At 63.1% G+C, this 16,394-nt stretch carries 15 protein-coding genes and 1 pseudogene; 7 read left to right on the top strand and 9 right to left on the bottom strand.

Features of this window, described 5'->3' with window-relative positions:
* Positions 1-43 precede the first annotated feature (43 nt).
* The 4 genes and pseudogenes from EOB36_RS03120 to EOB36_RS03105 all read left to right on the top strand — a co-directional run bounded on the left by EOB36_RS03120 (position 44) and on the right by EOB36_RS03105 (position 4,058).
* Entirely contained in the window at positions 44-1,243 is a 1,200-nt protein-coding gene (locus EOB36_RS03120; RefSeq protein ID WP_095484240.1) for an amidase, read from the top strand.
* 1 nt (position 1,244) lies between these two features.
* Positions 1,245-2,144, top strand: a complete 900-nt coding sequence (locus EOB36_RS03115; RefSeq protein WP_095484093.1) for a LysR family transcriptional regulator — start codon at positions 1,245-1,247, stop codon at positions 2,142-2,144.
* 85 nt (positions 2,145-2,229) lie between these two features.
* Positions 2,230-2,896: pseudogene (locus EOB36_RS03110) on the top strand (DUF1007 family protein).
* 58 nt (positions 2,897-2,954) lie between these two features.
* Positions 2,955-4,058, top strand: coding sequence for a nickel/cobalt transporter (locus EOB36_RS03105; RefSeq protein ID WP_095484239.1), 1,104 nt, complete (start codon positions 2,955-2,957; stop codon positions 4,056-4,058).
* A gap of 33 nt (positions 4,059-4,091) precedes the next feature.
* On the opposite strand, the gene denD is transcribed toward EOB36_RS03105, so the two are convergent.
* The 4 genes from denD to EOB36_RS03085 all read right to left on the bottom strand — a co-directional run bounded on the left by denD (position 4,092) and on the right by EOB36_RS03085 (position 7,027).
* Entirely contained in the window at positions 4,092-5,069 is a 978-nt protein-coding gene (gene denD, locus EOB36_RS03100; RefSeq protein WP_095484091.1) for a D-erythronate dehydrogenase, read from the bottom strand.
* A gap of 1 nt (position 5,070) precedes the next feature.
* Positions 5,071-5,277: a hypothetical protein gene (locus EOB36_RS03095; protein WP_095484090.1), complete on the bottom strand. Its 207-nt coding sequence runs from the start codon at positions 5,275-5,277 to the stop codon at positions 5,071-5,073.
* Between the two features lie 63 nt (positions 5,278-5,340).
* Positions 5,341-6,327: a cation diffusion facilitator family transporter gene (locus EOB36_RS03090; protein ID WP_095484089.1), complete on the bottom strand. Its 987-nt coding sequence runs from the start codon at positions 6,325-6,327 to the stop codon at positions 5,341-5,343.
* 13 nt (positions 6,328-6,340) lie between these two features.
* Entirely contained in the window at positions 6,341-7,027 is a 687-nt protein-coding gene (locus EOB36_RS03085) for a GNAT family protein (RefSeq protein ID WP_127206559.1), read from the bottom strand.
* A gap of 83 nt (positions 7,028-7,110) precedes the next feature.
* Here EOB36_RS03085 and EOB36_RS03080 point away from each other — a divergent pair, with 83 nt between their 5' ends.
* A complete protein-coding gene (locus EOB36_RS03080; RefSeq protein WP_095484088.1) occupies positions 7,111-8,295 on the top strand; it encodes a pyridoxal phosphate-dependent aminotransferase in 1,185 nt (394 codons plus the stop codon).
* A gap of 125 nt (positions 8,296-8,420) precedes the next feature.
* On the top strand, positions 8,421-8,801 hold the full coding sequence (locus EOB36_RS03075) for a YciI family protein (RefSeq protein ID WP_095484087.1): 381 nt from the start codon (positions 8,421-8,423) through the stop codon (positions 8,799-8,801).
* Between the two features lie 9 nt (positions 8,802-8,810).
* On the opposite strand, the gene EOB36_RS03070 is transcribed toward EOB36_RS03075, so the two are convergent.
* The 3 genes from EOB36_RS03070 to EOB36_RS03060 all read right to left on the bottom strand — a co-directional run bounded on the left by EOB36_RS03070 (position 8,811) and on the right by EOB36_RS03060 (position 11,883).
* On the bottom strand, positions 8,811-9,566 hold the full coding sequence (locus EOB36_RS03070) for an SDR family oxidoreductase (RefSeq protein WP_095484086.1): 756 nt from the start codon (positions 9,564-9,566) through the stop codon (positions 8,811-8,813).
* A 273-nt stretch (positions 9,567-9,839) separates the two neighbouring features.
* The gene (locus tag EOB36_RS03065) at positions 9,840-10,604 is read right to left on the bottom strand and encodes a tellurite resistance TerB family protein (protein ID WP_128284263.1); all 765 of its coding nucleotides are present in this window, start codon (positions 10,602-10,604) and stop codon (positions 9,840-9,842) included.
* 355 nt (positions 10,605-10,959) lie between these two features.
* Positions 10,960-11,883: a rhodanese-related sulfurtransferase gene (locus tag EOB36_RS03060; RefSeq protein ID WP_128284262.1), complete on the bottom strand. Its 924-nt coding sequence runs from the start codon at positions 11,881-11,883 to the stop codon at positions 10,960-10,962.
* Positions 11,884-12,074: 191 nt separating this feature from the next.
* Here EOB36_RS03060 and EOB36_RS03055 point away from each other — a divergent pair, with 191 nt between their 5' ends.
* On the top strand, positions 12,075-12,713 hold the full coding sequence (locus EOB36_RS03055) for a 2-dehydro-3-deoxy-phosphogluconate aldolase (RefSeq protein WP_126105139.1): 639 nt from the start codon (positions 12,075-12,077) through the stop codon (positions 12,711-12,713).
* A 75-nt stretch (positions 12,714-12,788) separates the two neighbouring features.
* On the opposite strand, the gene EOB36_RS03050 is transcribed toward EOB36_RS03055, so the two are convergent.
* Together EOB36_RS03050 and EOB36_RS03045 are read right to left on the bottom strand one after the other, a co-directional pair.
* On the bottom strand, positions 12,789-14,660 hold the full coding sequence (locus EOB36_RS03050; protein WP_128284261.1) for a DUF882 domain-containing protein: 1,872 nt from the start codon (positions 14,658-14,660) through the stop codon (positions 12,789-12,791).
* Between the two features lie 378 nt (positions 14,661-15,038).
* Positions 15,039-16,394: sigma-54 dependent transcriptional regulator (locus EOB36_RS03045; protein ID WP_164897436.1), on the bottom strand; the 1,356-nt coding region annotated here is incomplete at its 5' end.

Raw genomic sequence — 16,394 nt, 5'->3', positions numbered from 1 at the left:
GCATCGAACAATGTTGCAACAGCTGTATCCGGATATCGAACGAATGACAGGCACTCGTGGCCCCCTGAACGCTTTTCTCGACCTAGACGATATCCCTGTATCCAATGCGCAATCCGGCCCGCTTGCCGGCCTGCGGCTGGCCGTCAAGGATATTTACGACGTGGCCGGCTACCGCACCGGCTGCGGCAATCCGCAGAAATACCAGGAGGTTTCACCCGCCCCCGCGACAGCGCCGGCCGTTCGGGCGCTGCTTGATTCGGGCGCGCGCTTCGTCGGCAAGACGCAAACGGATGAACTGGCCTTCTCCCTGATGGGGCTGAACGCGCATTTTCCGGCGCCGGTCAATCCGGCCGCACCCGACCGCATCACCGGTGGCTCGTCCTCCGGTTCCGCTGCTGCGGTCGCCGGCGGGCTGGCCGACATCGCCGCCGGATCCGACACCGGCGGCTCGATCCGCGCCCCGGCAAGTTTCTGTGGCTTGATCGGCCTCAGGGTCACGCATGGCCGCATTTCGCTCGATGGCACCATGCCGCTGGCCCCCTCCCTCGATACGTTCGGGTGGTTTGCCAAGGACATGACCACCTATGACAAGGTCGGCGCGGTGCTGCTCGGCGACGATCCGCATCGCCACGAATTGCAGCGCCCCCTCGCCCTTGATGCGCTGGACGGGCTCGTTCTCGGCCCGCAGGGAGCCGATGAATATCGCGGCATGGTCCAGCATGTCACTTCGGTGACGGGCGCGCCGCGGATCATCGCGCCGCTCTCGCATTCGACCGACGATCTCTACTGGTGCTTCCGCAAGCTGCAAGGATACGAGGCCTGGCAAAATCATGGTGCCTGGATCTCGCAGAAAAACCGGATGCTAGGCCCCGGCGTCAAGGAACGCTTCGAGCATGGCGCAACCATCGACGCCGCAACGGCGCGACATGAAACGCAGCGCCGCGACGCCTTCCGTCTCGAACTTGCCGAGCGTCTTGGCGATGACGGCGTTCTTGTGCTGCCGACCGTTCCTGACGCCGCCCCGCTCAAGGCTGCTTCCTTCGACGATTTACAGGCGTACCGTGAACGCGCGCTGAGACTGTTGTGTCTTTCCGGCCTGTCGGGCTTTCCGCAAATCACCCTACCGCTAGGCCAGCTCGACGGCGCTCCATTCGGCCTGTCGCTGCTTGGACCGAAGAACAGCGACCGGCGGCTGATGGCGCTCGCCGCGCGCATCCTCTCAGCCCGCCAAAGGAGCGCATGACATGGACACGCTGACCCGCATGCGCGCCTTCATCGACGTGGTCGAGGCCGAAGGTTTTTCGGCAGCGGCGCGCAAGATCGGGCGCTCCAAGGCGCTGCTGTCCAAATATGTGCGCGAGCTGGAGGACGAGCTCGGTGCGCTGCTGCTTAACCGCACCACGCGGCAGTTCTCGATGACGGAGGCCGGCCATACCTATTACCGGCGCGCCTCGGAAATTGTGCGTGAGGTCGACAGCCTGGCCGATGCGGTGCGCGAATCCTCCGGCGACGTTCGCGGCAGGATCAAGCTTTCAGCGCCGCGCACCTTTGCTGACGCACCGATCGGCCAATCGCTGATCGACTTCGCCAAGCAGCATCCCGACATCGTGCTCGACATCCATCTCGACGACCGCTTCGTCGATCTGGTCGAGGAAGGTTTCGATCTCGCCGTGCGCATTTCGCGGCTGGAAAACTCCTCGCTGATCGCGAGGCGTCTGGCGCCGTTTTCGGTGCGCCTCTGCGCATCTCCCGAGCTGATCGCCAAGCATGGCATGCCGGTGCGGCCGCAGGACCTTGGCCGCGTGCCCTGCATCATAGACACCAATGGCCGCTGGCTGACCAACTGGCCGTTCAAGGGCGACAGTGGCGATACGGTAACCGTCTCGGTCTCCGGTCCGATCGAGGTCAACAGTCCGATGGCCGCAAGAGCCGCCGCGGTGGCTGGATTGGGATTTTCCATCCTGCCCGATTTCATCGCCGCTCCCGACATCGAAAGCGGCCGGCTGGTGACTGTGCTGGATGACCGCATCCTTTCGGGTAGCGGCATTTTCGCAGTCTATCCGCACCGGCGCTATTTGCCTGCCAAGGTTCGCGTTTTTGTCGATTTCCTGGTGCAGTGGTTCAAGACGAATGACAGCGCATGAGCTTTCAGCCGCCTGGCGGTCCCATTTTCGCCCCCTTTCTGGTAACTCTCGATATTTACCGAAGTCGATGGAATCGCGACCGAGAATGCATCTGAAACGGCAAGCAATCATGATGGCTTCGGCCATGGCGGCGACATTTGCCATGGTCGTGCCGGCCGAAGTGCATCCCCACGTCTTCGCCGAGGCCCGCCTCGAAGTGGTTCTCAGCCCGGATCACCAAAGTGTGAAGGCGTTGCGCCATCTCTGGCGCTTCGACGATTTGTTTTCGAGCACGGTGATGATGGAATTCGACAAGAATTCTGACCTGAAGCTCGACGACAAGGAGCTGAAGGAAGTCGCCGACACCGTCCATGCTTCGCTGGCGGAGTTCAATTATTTCCAACTCGCCCCCGGACGGAAAGGACGAGCCGATGAGCCCACCGCCGCAGCTGATGGCCAATTTCGAGAACGACCAACTCATCATCCTGTTCGAATCCGAACCGAAGGCGCCGATGAAGCTGGCCGGCAAGATCGATATCGGCGTCTACGACCCGACCTTCTACACGGCGATCGATTTCACCGAGGATGCCAATCTGCAGGTCGATGGCATGCCGTCGAAATGCACGAGCAAAGTCGTTCGTCCGAACCCCGACGAGGCGATCGCCGAGAACCAGAAGACCCTGACGGACGCCTTCTTCAACGATCCGACAGGCACCGATATGAGCAAGATCTTTGCGACCAAGCTTGAAATGAACTGTCAGCCAGAAGGATAATCCGGTGACGAAACCGTCCCTGCGTTTGGCTTTCGGCCTTTTGGCCGTCGCCCTTGCGATGACGCATTTCCTCGGCGCCGCCCACGCCCAGAGCTCGCTCGGCATCGGCACCAATGACGGGATAGCTCCCACCACCGGCCCGTTCGCCCATGTCCTGATGTGGATCAATCTGCGCCAGCAGGAATTCTACCGCGCGCTTGCCGGCGCGATGAAGGCGATGCGCGAGGACGGCAGCAAGTTGTGGCTGCTGATCGGCCTGTCCTTCGCCTATGGCATTTTCCATGCCGCCGGCCCCGGTCACGGGAAGGCGGTGATCTCGTCCTACATGGTGGCGAACGAAGTCGCGCTCAAGCGCGGCATCATGCTGTCCTTCGTCTCGGCCCTGCTGCAGGCGCTGACGGCGATCCTCGTGATGATGCTCGCCTACTTCGTCTTGCGCGGCACCGCTATATCGATGACCGATGCGGCATGGTTCCTCGAAATCATGAGCTATGTCTTCGTCACCCTGTTCGGCGCCTGGCTTTTGTGGCGCAAGGCCGGCCCTGCCGTCCTTCGCCTGTTCGGCGCGAGCCCTCCCTACAGCCTCTCGGCGGCCCATGCCGGCCATTCGCACGCAGGCCACGCACATTCCGTGCATGCTCATTCGCAACATTCCCATGCGCTTCGCGCACATGCCGGCCGCGACGATGATGCGCATGACCATGATCACGGCACGCACAACCATCACCATGGCCATGGCCATGGCGGGCACGATCATCATCACAATGCGGCGGGCGAAGTCTGCGAGACGTGCGGACATTCACACGCGCCCGACCCGGCGCTGCTTTCCGGCGACCGCTTCGACTGGCGCACCGCCTGGACGGCGGTGGCGGCCGTCGGTATCCGGCCCTGCTCTGGCGCACTGATCGTGCTGAGCTTCGCCATGCTCAACGGGCTGTGGTTCGGCGGCATCCTGTCGGTGCTGGCCATGGCACTCGGCACGGCGATCACGGTCTCGGTCCTGGCGACGCTGGCGGTGACGGCCAAGAACTGGGCGGTCTATTTCGCCGGCGACGGCCGCATGGGCAACCGCATCCATTCGATCGTCGAGATCGGCGGCGCAGCCTTCGTCTTCCTGTTCGGGCTGCTGCTGCTTTCGGCGAGCCTGACAACTGGCGGATGACGGCTTTGCGTGTCCGATTGGACGCGCAGCGCTCTAGCTTGCGATCTTGCCGTCCAGCTCGTCCTCAATATGGGCGCGGATGATTTCATCGAAGCTCTTTTCGGCGGCAAAGCCAAGCTCCCTCGACCGCCGCGCCTCGAACCGTGTCGGCCAGCCCTTCACGATCGCCCAGATCGTGTCGTCGGGCTCCTCGCGGATCAGGTTCATCGCCTTGGCGCCGGCAATGCGCTCCAATGCCTCGATCTGCTCGCCGACCGTGACGGCGACGCCGGGCATCGTCAGATTGCGGCGCGGCCCGACGGCGCTGCCGTCGATCCCTGCTGCGTGGATCAAAAAATTCACCGCCGAGCGCGGGCTGGCGTGGGTGTGCACGACAGAGCGCGGCACCGGCAATATCGCTTCCTGGCCGCTTAACGGCTCGCGGATGATACCGGAAAAAAAGCCGGAGGCTGCCTTGTTCGGCTTTCCCGGCCTGACGCAAATGGTCGGCAGCCTGATCCCGATGCCGTCGAAGAAACCGCGCCGTGTGTAATCGGCCAAGAGGGCTTCGCCCATCAGCTTCTGCGTGCCGTAGGAGGTCAATGGCGTCGGGTGGAATTCGTCGGGGATGACATCCGGGAACGGCGCGCCGAACACGGCGATCGACGAGGTGAAGACGACGCGCGGCGCAAACCCCGCCAGCCTTACGGCATCGAACAGCGCCCTTGTGCCGTCGAGATTGACGCGATAGCCGAGATCGAAATTGGCCTCCGCCTCGCCCGACACGACGCCCGCGAGATGGAAGATCACGTCCGGCCGCAACGCGACCAGCCTTTCCGTCGCGCTCGGCGCAGCAAGATCGCCGGTATGGATAGCAACATCGACGTCTTCCAGGACCGGCGCCTGTGGCGGCACGATATCGTGAAGGTCGAGCGCGGCGATCTTCCGGCCGCTGAGCGTTCCGTCCTTCGCCAGCCGGGCGATGAGCTTGCGGCCGACCATGCCTGCCGCACCGGTTATCAGGATACGCATATCATTTTCCTCTTTTGCGCTGGCTGCGACCGCGCAGCCAAAACACGACGAAGATGGCCACCATGAAGACAGCGGCAATAGCAGCGGCAAGAATGGTCGAGACGCGGCCGACCGCCAGCATCACGGTTGGCAAATAGTAGGCGGCGATGCCGAACAGGATCAGCACCCAGAGGGCGCCTATTGCCGCATTGCGCGTGTCGCGGTCCATCAAGTGGTCCCGACGCTGCGGAAATTCATCAATTTGGTTACCAATGCCATGGAACTCCCGGTGTCAGTGATAGTGGCCATGATGCGGAGCCACATTGTGCGCATGGTCGTGCTCGCCGTGGTGCTCATCATGGCTGTCGGCGCATTGGCCGAATTCCGGTTCTACGGTGGCGTGGGCAATTCCATGCTCGGCGGCAAGCCGCTTCTTGATGGCGCTGACCGCTTTGTGGGCATCGACGCCATCGTTGAGGCAGGCATGCAAGGTCGCCATGTTGCTTGACCCGTCAAGCGACCAGACATGCATGTGATGGACCTCGCGCACGCCCTTGATTGTCCCCTCTATGTCCCTGGCGATCAGGTCGCGATCGAGGCTCGCCGGCACGCCTTCGAGCAGGACATGGGCTGCTTCGCGCATCAGCGACCAGGCCGTAGACAGGATCAGCAGCGAGACAAGGACTGACAGGATTGGATCGATAGGCGTCCAGCCCGTCGCCAGGATGATCAGGGCAGCTATGATCGCCGCCGCCGAGCCGAGCAGATCGCCGAGCACGTGCAGGATGGCGCCGCGCATGTTCAGGCTGTCGCGGTCGCCGCCATGCAGCACGAAGAAGGAGCCGATATTAACCAGCAGACCGGCGATCGCAACGACCAGCATCGGCCCGCCGAGCACGGGCGCAGGCGTCAGCAGGCGTTCCCAAGCCTCATAGATGATCCACAGTGCAATGGCGAAGATTGCGATGCCGTTGGTATAGGCGACCAGCGTCTTGACCCGGCCAAAACCGTAGGTGAGGCGAACCGTGGCCGGGCGGCCGGCCAGATGAAAAGCATACCAGGCAAGGCCGAGCGCGATACAGTCGGCGAGCATGTGGCCGGCATCCGCCAGCAGCGCCAGCGATCCCGTGAGGAGACCGCCAAGCGCTTCCACGACCATGAAGCCGGCGGTCAGGCAGGCCGCGATCAGCACCCGTTTCTTGTCGGTAGAGCCGTGCACATGACCGGCGCCGTGGCTGTGGTCGTGCCCCTGCGAACCGTGATCATGGGTATGCGCCATTCACGAACTCCCGCTACGCACCGAACTCGGCACGGAAATCCTCGAGCCGTCGCTTCTGCCGGCCGTCGCCCTCGAAATTGGCCGGATCGAGCCATGCCTCATAGGCTCTGCGCAATGCCGGCCACTCCTTGTCGATGATCGAGTACCACGCGGTATCGCGGTTTTCGCCCTTGACCACAAGATGCTGGCGAAAAATGCCCTCGAACTTGAAGCCGAAACGTTCCGCCGCGCGCTTCGACGGCTCGTTACGGTTGTTGCATTTCCATTCGTAGCGGCGATAGCCAAGCTCGTCGAAGATGTATTTCATGAACAGGAACTGCGCTTCCGTCGCCGCCGGCTTGCGCGAGATCAGCGGACCCCAATAGATGTTGCCGATCTCGATCACGCCATAGGCCGGATCGATGCGCATCAGCGTCTGGCGCCCGGCAATTTTTCCGCTGGCCTTGTCGATGACGGTGAAGAACAGCGGATCTTCGCTGGCTTCGGCCTTGTCCAGCCAAGGCTGGAAGGCGGCACGGGTCTGCGGTGGGTAGTCAGGCAGCCAGGCGAAGCGGCCATCCACGTCGGGCACCGAGGATGCTTCAAACAAGCCGTCGCCGTGCTTTTCCGCGTTGAGCGGTTCAAGCCTGACGTAGCGCCCCTCCAGGACTTTGCGTTCGGGCCGCGGGCGCGGTTGCCAATTCTTGAGATTTTCCGACACCCAAAGCTCCAATCCGTTTGACTTTTGCGAAAGGACGCTCACAAAAACGCTCGCTCGGTGAAAGAACCACACGGACGGGAAAAATGCTCCACACGATTTCGGCCTTCGACCGTCTTGGCGAGGAAAATGCCTTCGCGGTGCTGGCGCGTGCCACCGCGCTTGCCCATCAGGGCCGCGATATCGTCAATCTCGGCATCGGCCAGCCCGACTTCAAGACGCCGCAGCACATCGTCGAGGCAGCGATCAAGGCGCTGCGCGACGGCCATCACGGCTACACGCCGGCCAACGGCCTACTGGGGACACGCGAAGCGGTCGTGCGCCGCACGCTGACCACCACCGGCGTCGAGGTGTCGCCTGAGTCGGTGATGATCCTGCCCGGCGGCAAGCCGACCATGTTCGCCGCGATCCTGATGTTCGGCGAACCGGGCGCTGAAATTCTCTATCCCGATCCCGGCTTTCCCATCTATCGCTCGATGATCGAGTTCACCGGCGCCACCCCGGTACCGGTGCCAATGCGCGAGGAGAACGGCTTTGCCTTCTCGGCGCAGGAGACGCTGGCACTGATCACGCCGAAGACCAGGCTGCTCATCCTCAATTCACCGGCCAACCCGACCGGCGGGGTCACCCCCCGCGCCGAGATCGAGAAGCTGGTCAAGGGACTGGAAGCGCACCCCGACGTCGCTATCCTCTCCGACGAAATCTACGACGTGATGACCTATGACGGCGAGACGCACTGCTCGCTGCTCAATTTTCCCGAAATCCGCGACCGGCTGATCGTGCTCAACGGCTGGTCGAAGACCTGGGCGATGACCGGCTGGCGCATGGGCTGGTCTATCTGGCCGAATGGTGACAAGGGCGCCCACCTCTACGACAAGGTGCGCAAGCTGGCAGTCAATTGCTGGTCCTGCGTCAATGCGCCGAGCCAATATGCCGGCATCGCGGCCATCGACGGCCCGCAGGACGACGTCGACGAGATGATGCGTGCCTTCGACCGCCGCAGGAAGGTCGTGGTCGAGGGGCTGAACGCTTTGCCTGGCGTTTCCTGCATCACGCCGAAGGGCGCGTTCTATGCCTTCCCCAACGTTTCGAAGACCGGCTGGAAGGCCAAGAAGCTGGCGTCCGCCCTGCTCGAGGATGCCGGCGTGGCGCTGATCGGCGGACCTGATTTCGGCATTCTCGGCGAGGGCTATATCAGGCTGTCCTACGCCAACTCCGAAGAGAACATCCAGCGCGCGCTGGAGCGGATCGAGACGTTTCTGGGCAAATGAGGACAAGCGCATCCCCAGGGAAAATCGGAATCGATTTTCCCTGGGGATCATGCGCAAATCAAAGTGCCACAGCGCTCTTTGCGCGTTCGGCGATAGAATTCACGACCGAAGAAAGGTGACGTCAGATGTTTTATGCCATCCTCGCCTATCACGTGGAAGAAGCGATCACGGCGCTGACGCCGCAGGAGGATGCGGCGTTGATGACCGATCTGCTCCAGATCAACGAGCGGCTATACCGGGAAGGCACCCTTGGCCCGGCGGCGCGGCTCGGGGCGACACAAGACGCGTGTACCTTGCGCGGGCCGGGCGCCGGAATGGTCATTGACGGACCCTTCGCCGAGACCAAGGAGCAATTGTTGGGACTCTACGTCGTCGACTGCGCCACGCCTGATGCCGCGATCGCGATTGCACGCGACCTTCGTCGCGTCAATCCGACCGCCGTCTACGAAATCCGCCCCATCTCGCTATATCTTCCCGGCGTGCCGCTTTCGGTCACGCAGTCCTAGAGCGGCTGCTCACCCTCGCCCGACGTACGGCATTTTCGTCGCCATAACGGTCATGAACAGCACATTGGCGTCGAGCGGCAGGCTGGCCATATGAACGACGGCATCGGCGACGCGCTCGACGTCCATCACCGCTTCGGCGGCGATGGAGCCATTGGCCTGCGGCACCCCGACCGTCATAGCCTGCGCCATGTCGGTCAAGGCGTTGCCGATGTCGATCTGGCCGCAGGCGATGTCATAAGGCCGGCCGTCCAGCGCCAGCGTCTTGGTCAGCCCGGTAATGGCGTGCTTGGTCGCGGTATAAGGCACCGAGCCCGGCCGCGGCGCGTAGGCCGAGACCGAGCCGTTGTTGATGATGCGGCCACCCATCGGCCGCTGCCTGCGCATGGCGCCAAAGGCGGCGCGGGCGCACAGGAACGAGCCGGTGAGATTGACCCCGACGATGTCGTTCCACACCTCGACGGGGATCTCGTCGATCAACGTCGACTTGTAGCTCGTGCCGGCATTGTTGAAGAGCAGATCGACACGACCGAAAGCCGCCGCCACCGTCTCGAACATCTCGTCGACCTGATCGGCCTTGCTGATGTCGCAGGCAACCGCCAGCGCCTTGGCTTGTGTCGATCCGGCCTCGGTGATCGCCTCTTTCAGCACCGGTTTGCGGCGTCCGCAGAACACCGTGTTCCAGCCGGCCTTGAGCAGCGCCGTGGCAACGCTTTTGCCGATGCCCGTGCCGGCGCCGGTGACGATGGCGGTTTTGTAGTCTGTCATAACTGTTCTCCTACAGCGCCGGGTGCCCGCAAAGGACGCTATAGCACCTTGATTTTGAGCAATTTGATTTTGCGCATGATCGCGTCCAAAAATCGATTCCGATTTCGGGTTATGCGCTAGCTGAGCCGACAAAAAGGGCGGCCATTGGCGGCCGCCCTGATCTGAACCGGGCTTGGGAGGAGGAAGCCGATCCGACTGCCTAAAATCATGCGCTCGCCGGGTTAACGAGACGTTAGCGCGAAATCTGGCCAGTCAGCTCCCTACGGTTGCAGCCTACCAGCGCGAATTGGGAGCGGTCTTGCTAGCCGCCTTTGCTGCCTCGCTGGCGCCCTCCGCTGGCACCTTTGCCGCCGACACCGTCGCCTCGACATGGTCGACCAGCGCGTCCGGCAGGCCGAGGCGGCCGGCGAGCAGATCGAGATAGCCGCGTTCGGCACGCGTATCCGGATCGATGGTGAGCCGCGAGGCGGTGTAGAGTTCGAGCTTCTGCGCGTCGGTTTGGGCGCCAGCGACCAGCGTATCCAGATCGAGCGGCGTTTCCAGCTCCGACATCAGGAATTTCTCAGCGTCGGAGCCGATGCCCGCGAGGCTGAGCTTGCCGGCGATCTTCTGCCGCTCGCCGTCGTCTATATGGCCGTCGGCCTTCGCCGCCGAAATCATCGCCCGCACCAGCGTCAGCGTGAATTCGTCCTCGCCTTGCGGCGCCTGCGAGGGATGGAAGGCGGTGTCAGCGGGCGGCGGCAGCAATTCCGGCTCACTGGCAACCTGCGTCTCAGCCGGCGCACTGCCGCTCTTGTAGTTCTGGTAGGCCTTGTAGGCGAGGCCACCGATCGCGGCCAGGCCACCGAGCTTCACCGCAGTGCCGGTGATCTGACGGCCAGCGCCGGTTCCGAGCAGCACCGCGGCCAGCGCGCCGGCCGCCAGGGGATTGTCCTTGGCCATCTGCACAGCCTGCCCCCCTTTTTCGCGGACGGTCGACCCCGTCCCGGGAATTTGCGAGCCGAGCAGATCGTCGAGGAGCTTCTTGGGATCGAACATCAATGCCTCCAGAATTGGCCCGGCCGAACGTGCACGGGCAGGTTTTCGGACGTTGAAGAGGTAGGCCCCGCATATTGACATTACAATGACGGGTGAGCGCCTTGCCAGTGATGACGCAAACGAGCAGGTGGTGTCAGGATATGCGTGTTCCTAACGCATCGGCCCGAAAATCCGAATCGATTTTCGGAAAACACAATGCGTAGATTCAAAGTGTTAGAGCGGACTTTGTGCCTCCAAGCTGACGCACGTCGCTCTAGAGCAATTCCAGGAAAAGTGTGAAACGGTTTTCCGTCCGGAATTGCGCAAAAACAAAGAGATAGAGCGGTTCGGCGTTTCCGTGAAACGATGAAGCGCTCTAACGTCCGATATGCGGGGCCCTGCCCTGCACTTGCGCCAATTCGACCTGGCGCTGGCGCTCGGCGTAGCGCGCACGATCCTCGTCTGAACGGGCATCGAAGCAATGCGGGCATGAGGTGCCAGCGGCATATTTCGGCGATAACAGGTCCTGCCCGGTCAGCGGATGCCGGCAGGCGCGGCACAGTTCGGCCTCACCCTCGACCAAGCCGTGTGACACCGAGACGCGCTCGTCGAAGACGAAACATTCGCCCTGCCAGAGGCTCTGTTCGGCGGGCACCTCTTCGAGATATTTCAGGATACCGCCCTTGAGATGGAACACGTCCTCGAAGCCGAGCGACTTCACATAGGCTGTCGCCTTCTCGCAGCGTATGCCGCCGGTGCAGAACATCGCCACCTTCCGGCCGACGAGCTCGGCCCGATGCTGATTGACCCAGGCCGGGAATTCGCGAAAGCTCGTGGTGGCAGGATCGACCGCGCCTTTGAAGGTGCCGATCGACACCTCATAGGCATTGCGCGTGTCGATGACGACCGTGTCCGCATCCGAGATCAGCGCGTTCCAGTCGGCTGGCGCGACATAAGTGCCGGCGCTTGCCGCCAGATCGATATCCCTAACGCCCATGGTGACGATCTCGCGCTTCAGCCGCACCTTCATGCGGTGGAACGGCATCTGCGCGGCGCTGCTGTACTTGACCTCGAGACCGGCGAGACCTTCGATGGATTCGAGATGCTCGATGAGCGCGGCTATATCAGCTTCGCTGCCGGCGACCGTGCCATTTATGCCCTCATGCGCCAGAAGCAGTGTGCCTTTGATACCGCGTCCGCAGCAGAAGGCGGCGAGCGGCGCACGCAACGCTTCGAAGTCGTCGAGCCGGGCAAACCTGTAGAGCGCGGCGACGCGGAAAGTTTGATTGGGCAGTGTCATCGCCGAAGCCACTAAACGCTCATGAAAGCCGATTCAAGGCTGACGCGTGGACCAGCCTCTCCTTGGTGGCTTTGACAGTCGGGCTGACGGCATTGCCGGCAGTGCGTGACATCGCGACACGCTTCGTTTCGTGGACAGAAAAACGGCCTTCTGCTAACCGGTTGAACGGATCAATACCGGAGAGACGACAAATGCCCAGCAAGACCGAAAAGCTCCTGTCGCTCCTTAACGGCCAGCCAGTCATCCCGGTGCTGAAGATCGCCAATGTCACTGACGCCGTGCCGCTGGCACGCGCCCTGGCGCGCGGCGGCCTGCCGGCGATCGAGATCACGCTGCGAACCGCTGACGCGCTGGAGGCGATCCGGCTCGTGGCAGGCGAAGTCGAGGACGCCATCGTCGGCGCCGGAACCATTCTGGACGCACGCCAGTTCGGCGAGGCGGCAGCAGCCGGCTCGAAGTTCATCGTCAGCCCCGGCATCACCCGTGAGCTTCTGGCGGCGGCGAAGGACAGCGACGTGCCGTTGCTGCCCGGCGCCATCACGCCCGGTGAGATCATGGCCGCCCGCGAGGCAGGCTTGCGTTTCCTGAAGTTCTTCCCGGCGGAACAGTCAGGCGGCATCGCCTCGCTCAAGGCATTCGCCTCGCCGCTCGCGGACGTCAAATTTTGCCCGACCGGCGGCATCACCGGCAAGAACGCCGCCGACTATCTGAGCCTGCCCAACGTCATCTGCGTCGGCGGCTCCTGGGTGGCGCCGGACGATTTGGTCAAGGCCGGCAAGTGGGATGAAATCGAAGCCCTGGCGCGAGCCGCGAGCAAGCTCGGGCGATAGAGACACCTTGAACCCAAGTGGATTGGCTGCCGCGCGGATTGCGCGGCGCGGCTTTTGTAATGCTTGGTCGATCCGCTATTTGGTCTGGAAGCGGGCGACCGACAGGAACTTGACGGCATTGCCGGTGAACCGGTTGGCGTCGGCCATCTGATCGTTCGGCTGGAAGCCCGCGGTGTAGACCTCGCTCGGCGGCGTGTGCACGATATTGTAGGCATAGCGCGGCGCCGTCGTTGCGCTGGAGACAGTGGCAACATTCTCGCCGCTGTTCAACGCCCAACGCGCAGCCTTCGGCTCGGCGGCGACCACCACGGATTTGGGACCAGGCTTCAGGTCCCGGGCGGTTGCCCTGGCTGCCTTGCGGGTGGTTTTCACACCCGCACCGATCGCCGCAGCCGGATCGGAGCCGGCCGGGCGGGCAACGACAGCCTCGCGCGGCGATGCAGCATTGACGTTCGCCGCGTCGCTGAAGACCGAGCTCGGCTGGGAGAGCGAAGCGACCTGGTATTCGTCGGTTGCACTGACCCGCTCGAGGACGGCCTTGACCGCGTCGGGTTGGACCTGGTCGGGCTGGACCAAATCGGGCTGGGCCAAGTCAGGTTGAGCCAAGTCGGGCCGCGCCGACGGCAGCACCGAGAACGCATCGGTAGCGGTCTTGCCGTGCCCGGCCGTGTCCGCCAACGCCAAAAGCACATCCTTGTCCTGCGGCGCAAGGTCGGCCGCTGCAAGGTCGGTCGGCAGCGAGTGATCGGGACGCCAGGTCGGCAACGGAATGTTGTTGGCCGCAACCTGCGCCGGATCGGCGACAGCAGACGGGTCGGCCATGCCAAAGGGAGCGCTTGCCGGCGCTTGCGCGGTCGCCACCGCCTGTTCGGTGGTAGCGGTGGCATCCGCCACGCCGAACGGAACGTTTTCGGGCTGGGCGCCGACATCTGTCTTCGGACGCGGGGCGAAATCAGGCAGCGGAATGCTGCGCGCCGGCAGCGCTGCGATGATCGTTTCCGGCGTGTCCTCCTCCGGTTCCGGAGCAGGCGCATCTGCGATTTGCGGGATTTCGGCGCGCTTCGCATCCTCAGGCGATACGATGGCAATGCCCGGAAGCTTGCTGTCCTTGGCGACCGGCGCCGGCTTCGCGTTCGCCAGTTTCACGGTCTTTGGCTTCGGCGCCGGCGCGGCTGCCACATCGGCGCTGTCATCCGCCTCGTCTTCACCGCCGCCGAAGAAAGCCGCCAGCAGACCCCCGGATCTTTTGGAACCGCCACCTGCGCTGGCCAGTTCAATGGCGGGGCTGCCGGCGCCCTTGCGCGACTTGTAGGAGGCGAGCGCCTGTGAATAGCCGGGCAGCGGCTTGCCGTCGCTCGGCACGTGCAGCGTCTTCCCATTCGGGAACACGCGCGCCAGTTCCTGGCGACTGATGCCCGGCCAGTGGCGCACATTGCCGACATCCATGTGGACAAATGGCGAGCCGGACGACGGATAGTAGCCGACGCCGCCGCCCTGCATCCGCAGACCGATGTCGCGCAGTTTCTTCAGCGGCACGCCGGGAATGTAGAAGTCCATCGCCTTGCCGAGCATATGCTGGCTTTTCTTGGCAACGCCCCTGCTGCGGCTGCGCAGCATCGAGTTCGTGGACGACGAGCGATAACCGCACACGACCTGGATATAGTCGCGGGCGCCGCTCTGCCGGTAAGCCTCCCAGACCAGGTCCAGCAGGCGCGGATCCATCTTGGTCGGCTCGTTGCGGCGCCAGTCGCGCAGGATGACGTTGATCTTTTTCAGACCCGCCTGATCGTAGCGGCCGCCGCGCTTGAAGACGATCTCCGCCTTCTCTTTGGTGTGGAGGTTATAGAGTTTCAGCGAACGTGTCTGGGCGCTGGCGCCGGTCGCAGCCGCTGCAAGGAAGCCAAAGGCGATAATCACCGCTGCCAGCCATCTCGGCCAGACGCTCATGTGATAGTGCCGCCCGTTTGTGTGTCGTTCGACTTTGTTCAAATCAAAAGGCCTTGCAGGCTGCCGTTTGTCCCCGGATTTGACCAACGGATGCGGTGATGTTCGCATCCGAATATCGATCCTAATGGTTAATCATCGCTTATTGAAGCCGAAATGCGGTAACACCGTGGCGATATCCCGTCAAAAATATTGCGCAGGGTTTCTTGGTAAACTGCTGGTTTAGATCATGTTTCGGGCTTTGCCATGAACACGATCTGTTACCGGCCGCCTTAATGCGTGAACACTGCCGCAATCGTGTCGTCTGACGCGCGTCACGCCCTCATTGATGATGTCAAACGTCCTGATGACGGGCTGGCAAGCTGGTTCGAACTTGCTTGGTCAGGAAGCAAGCCGGTCGACACGGCCTGTTTCCGGATCGATGCCGTATTCCTTGAGCTTCCTGTAAAGCGTCGAGCGGCCGATGCCGAGGCGGCGGGCAACTTCGCTCATCTGGCCGCTGTAATGGTCGATGGCGAGCTTGATCATTTCGAGTTCGACATCGGCCAGCGCGCGTACATTGCCGCGTTCGTCGAGCGCCCGCAGCGTGCCGAAGCGGGGCTGCGGACTGGCCGGCGGATCGAGCTCGGTCGCAGCGATGCCGTTATTGGCCGGCGCGTCCTCGCCAAGCGGCCCGATGATCAAAGGCGATGCGGGAGGCAACGCGTCATGCGCATCGAGGTTGACGGTGCCCACGACCTGCGCCCGGATCTGCGGAAACTCCTCCTCGGTCAGCACGTCGCCTTCACAAAGCACCGAGGCCCGGAAGACGGCGTTTTCCAACTGCCGGATGTTTCCCGGCCAGTCATAGGCCTGCAGCATGGCGAGCGCCGCGGCCGAAATGCCGTGCAGACGGCGACGTGGATCGGTGGGCGCAACCTTCTCCAGGAAGTGCTCGACCAAATACGGGATGTCGTCGCGGCGATCGCGCAGCGGTGGCACGAAGATCGGATAGACGTTCAGCCGATAGAACAGATCCTCGCGGAACTCGCCGTCCTTGACCTGCTGCAGAAGATTGCGGTGTGTCGCCGAGATCAGCCTGATGTCGACCCTGACGGTCGAACGCCCGCCGACCGGATCGACCTCACCGTCCTGCACGGCGCGCAACAGCTTGACCTGCACGTCGAGCGGCAGGTCGCCGATCTCGTCGAGGAAGAGCGTGCCCGAATGCGCCTCGACGAACTTGCCGGTGTGTTTTTCGGTGGCGCCGGTGAACGAGCCTTTCTCGTGGCCGAACAGGATCGATTCGACCAGATTGTCGGGAATGGCACCGCAATTGACGGTGACGAAGGGTTTTGAGCGGCGGTCGCCGCTGCCTTGGATGGCGCGCGCCACCAGTTCCTTGCCGACGCCGGATTCGCCCTCGATCAGGATCGGGATGTTGGACGCGGCCGCCTTCTGGCCGAGGCGGATCACCCGGTCCATCGCCGGGCTGTGCGTGATCATGTCCTTGAAGGTCAGATGGCCACCGCGCCGCCGCGACGTGCGCTTCATTTCGCCCTCGACCGCCTCGACTTTGAGCGCATTGCCGATCGATGCCTGCAGCCTGTCGGGAGAGGCCGGCTTGACGACGAAATCGAAGGCGCCATGGCGCATGGCCGAAACGACGGTCTCGATGCCACCCTGGGCGGTCTGCACGATGACCGGAACATGGATGCCGCGCTCGCGCATCGCCTTCAGCACGCCAATGCCATCGAG

The sequence above is a fragment of the Mesorhizobium sp. M6A.T.Cr.TU.017.01.1.1 genome, assembly GCF_004023115.1.
GTDB classification, from domain to species: domain Bacteria; phylum Pseudomonadota; class Alphaproteobacteria; order Rhizobiales; family Rhizobiaceae; genus Mesorhizobium; species Mesorhizobium mediterraneum.
The sequence above is the reverse complement of the archived record's forward strand: the minus strand, read 5'-3'. Positions and strand labels throughout refer to the sequence as shown.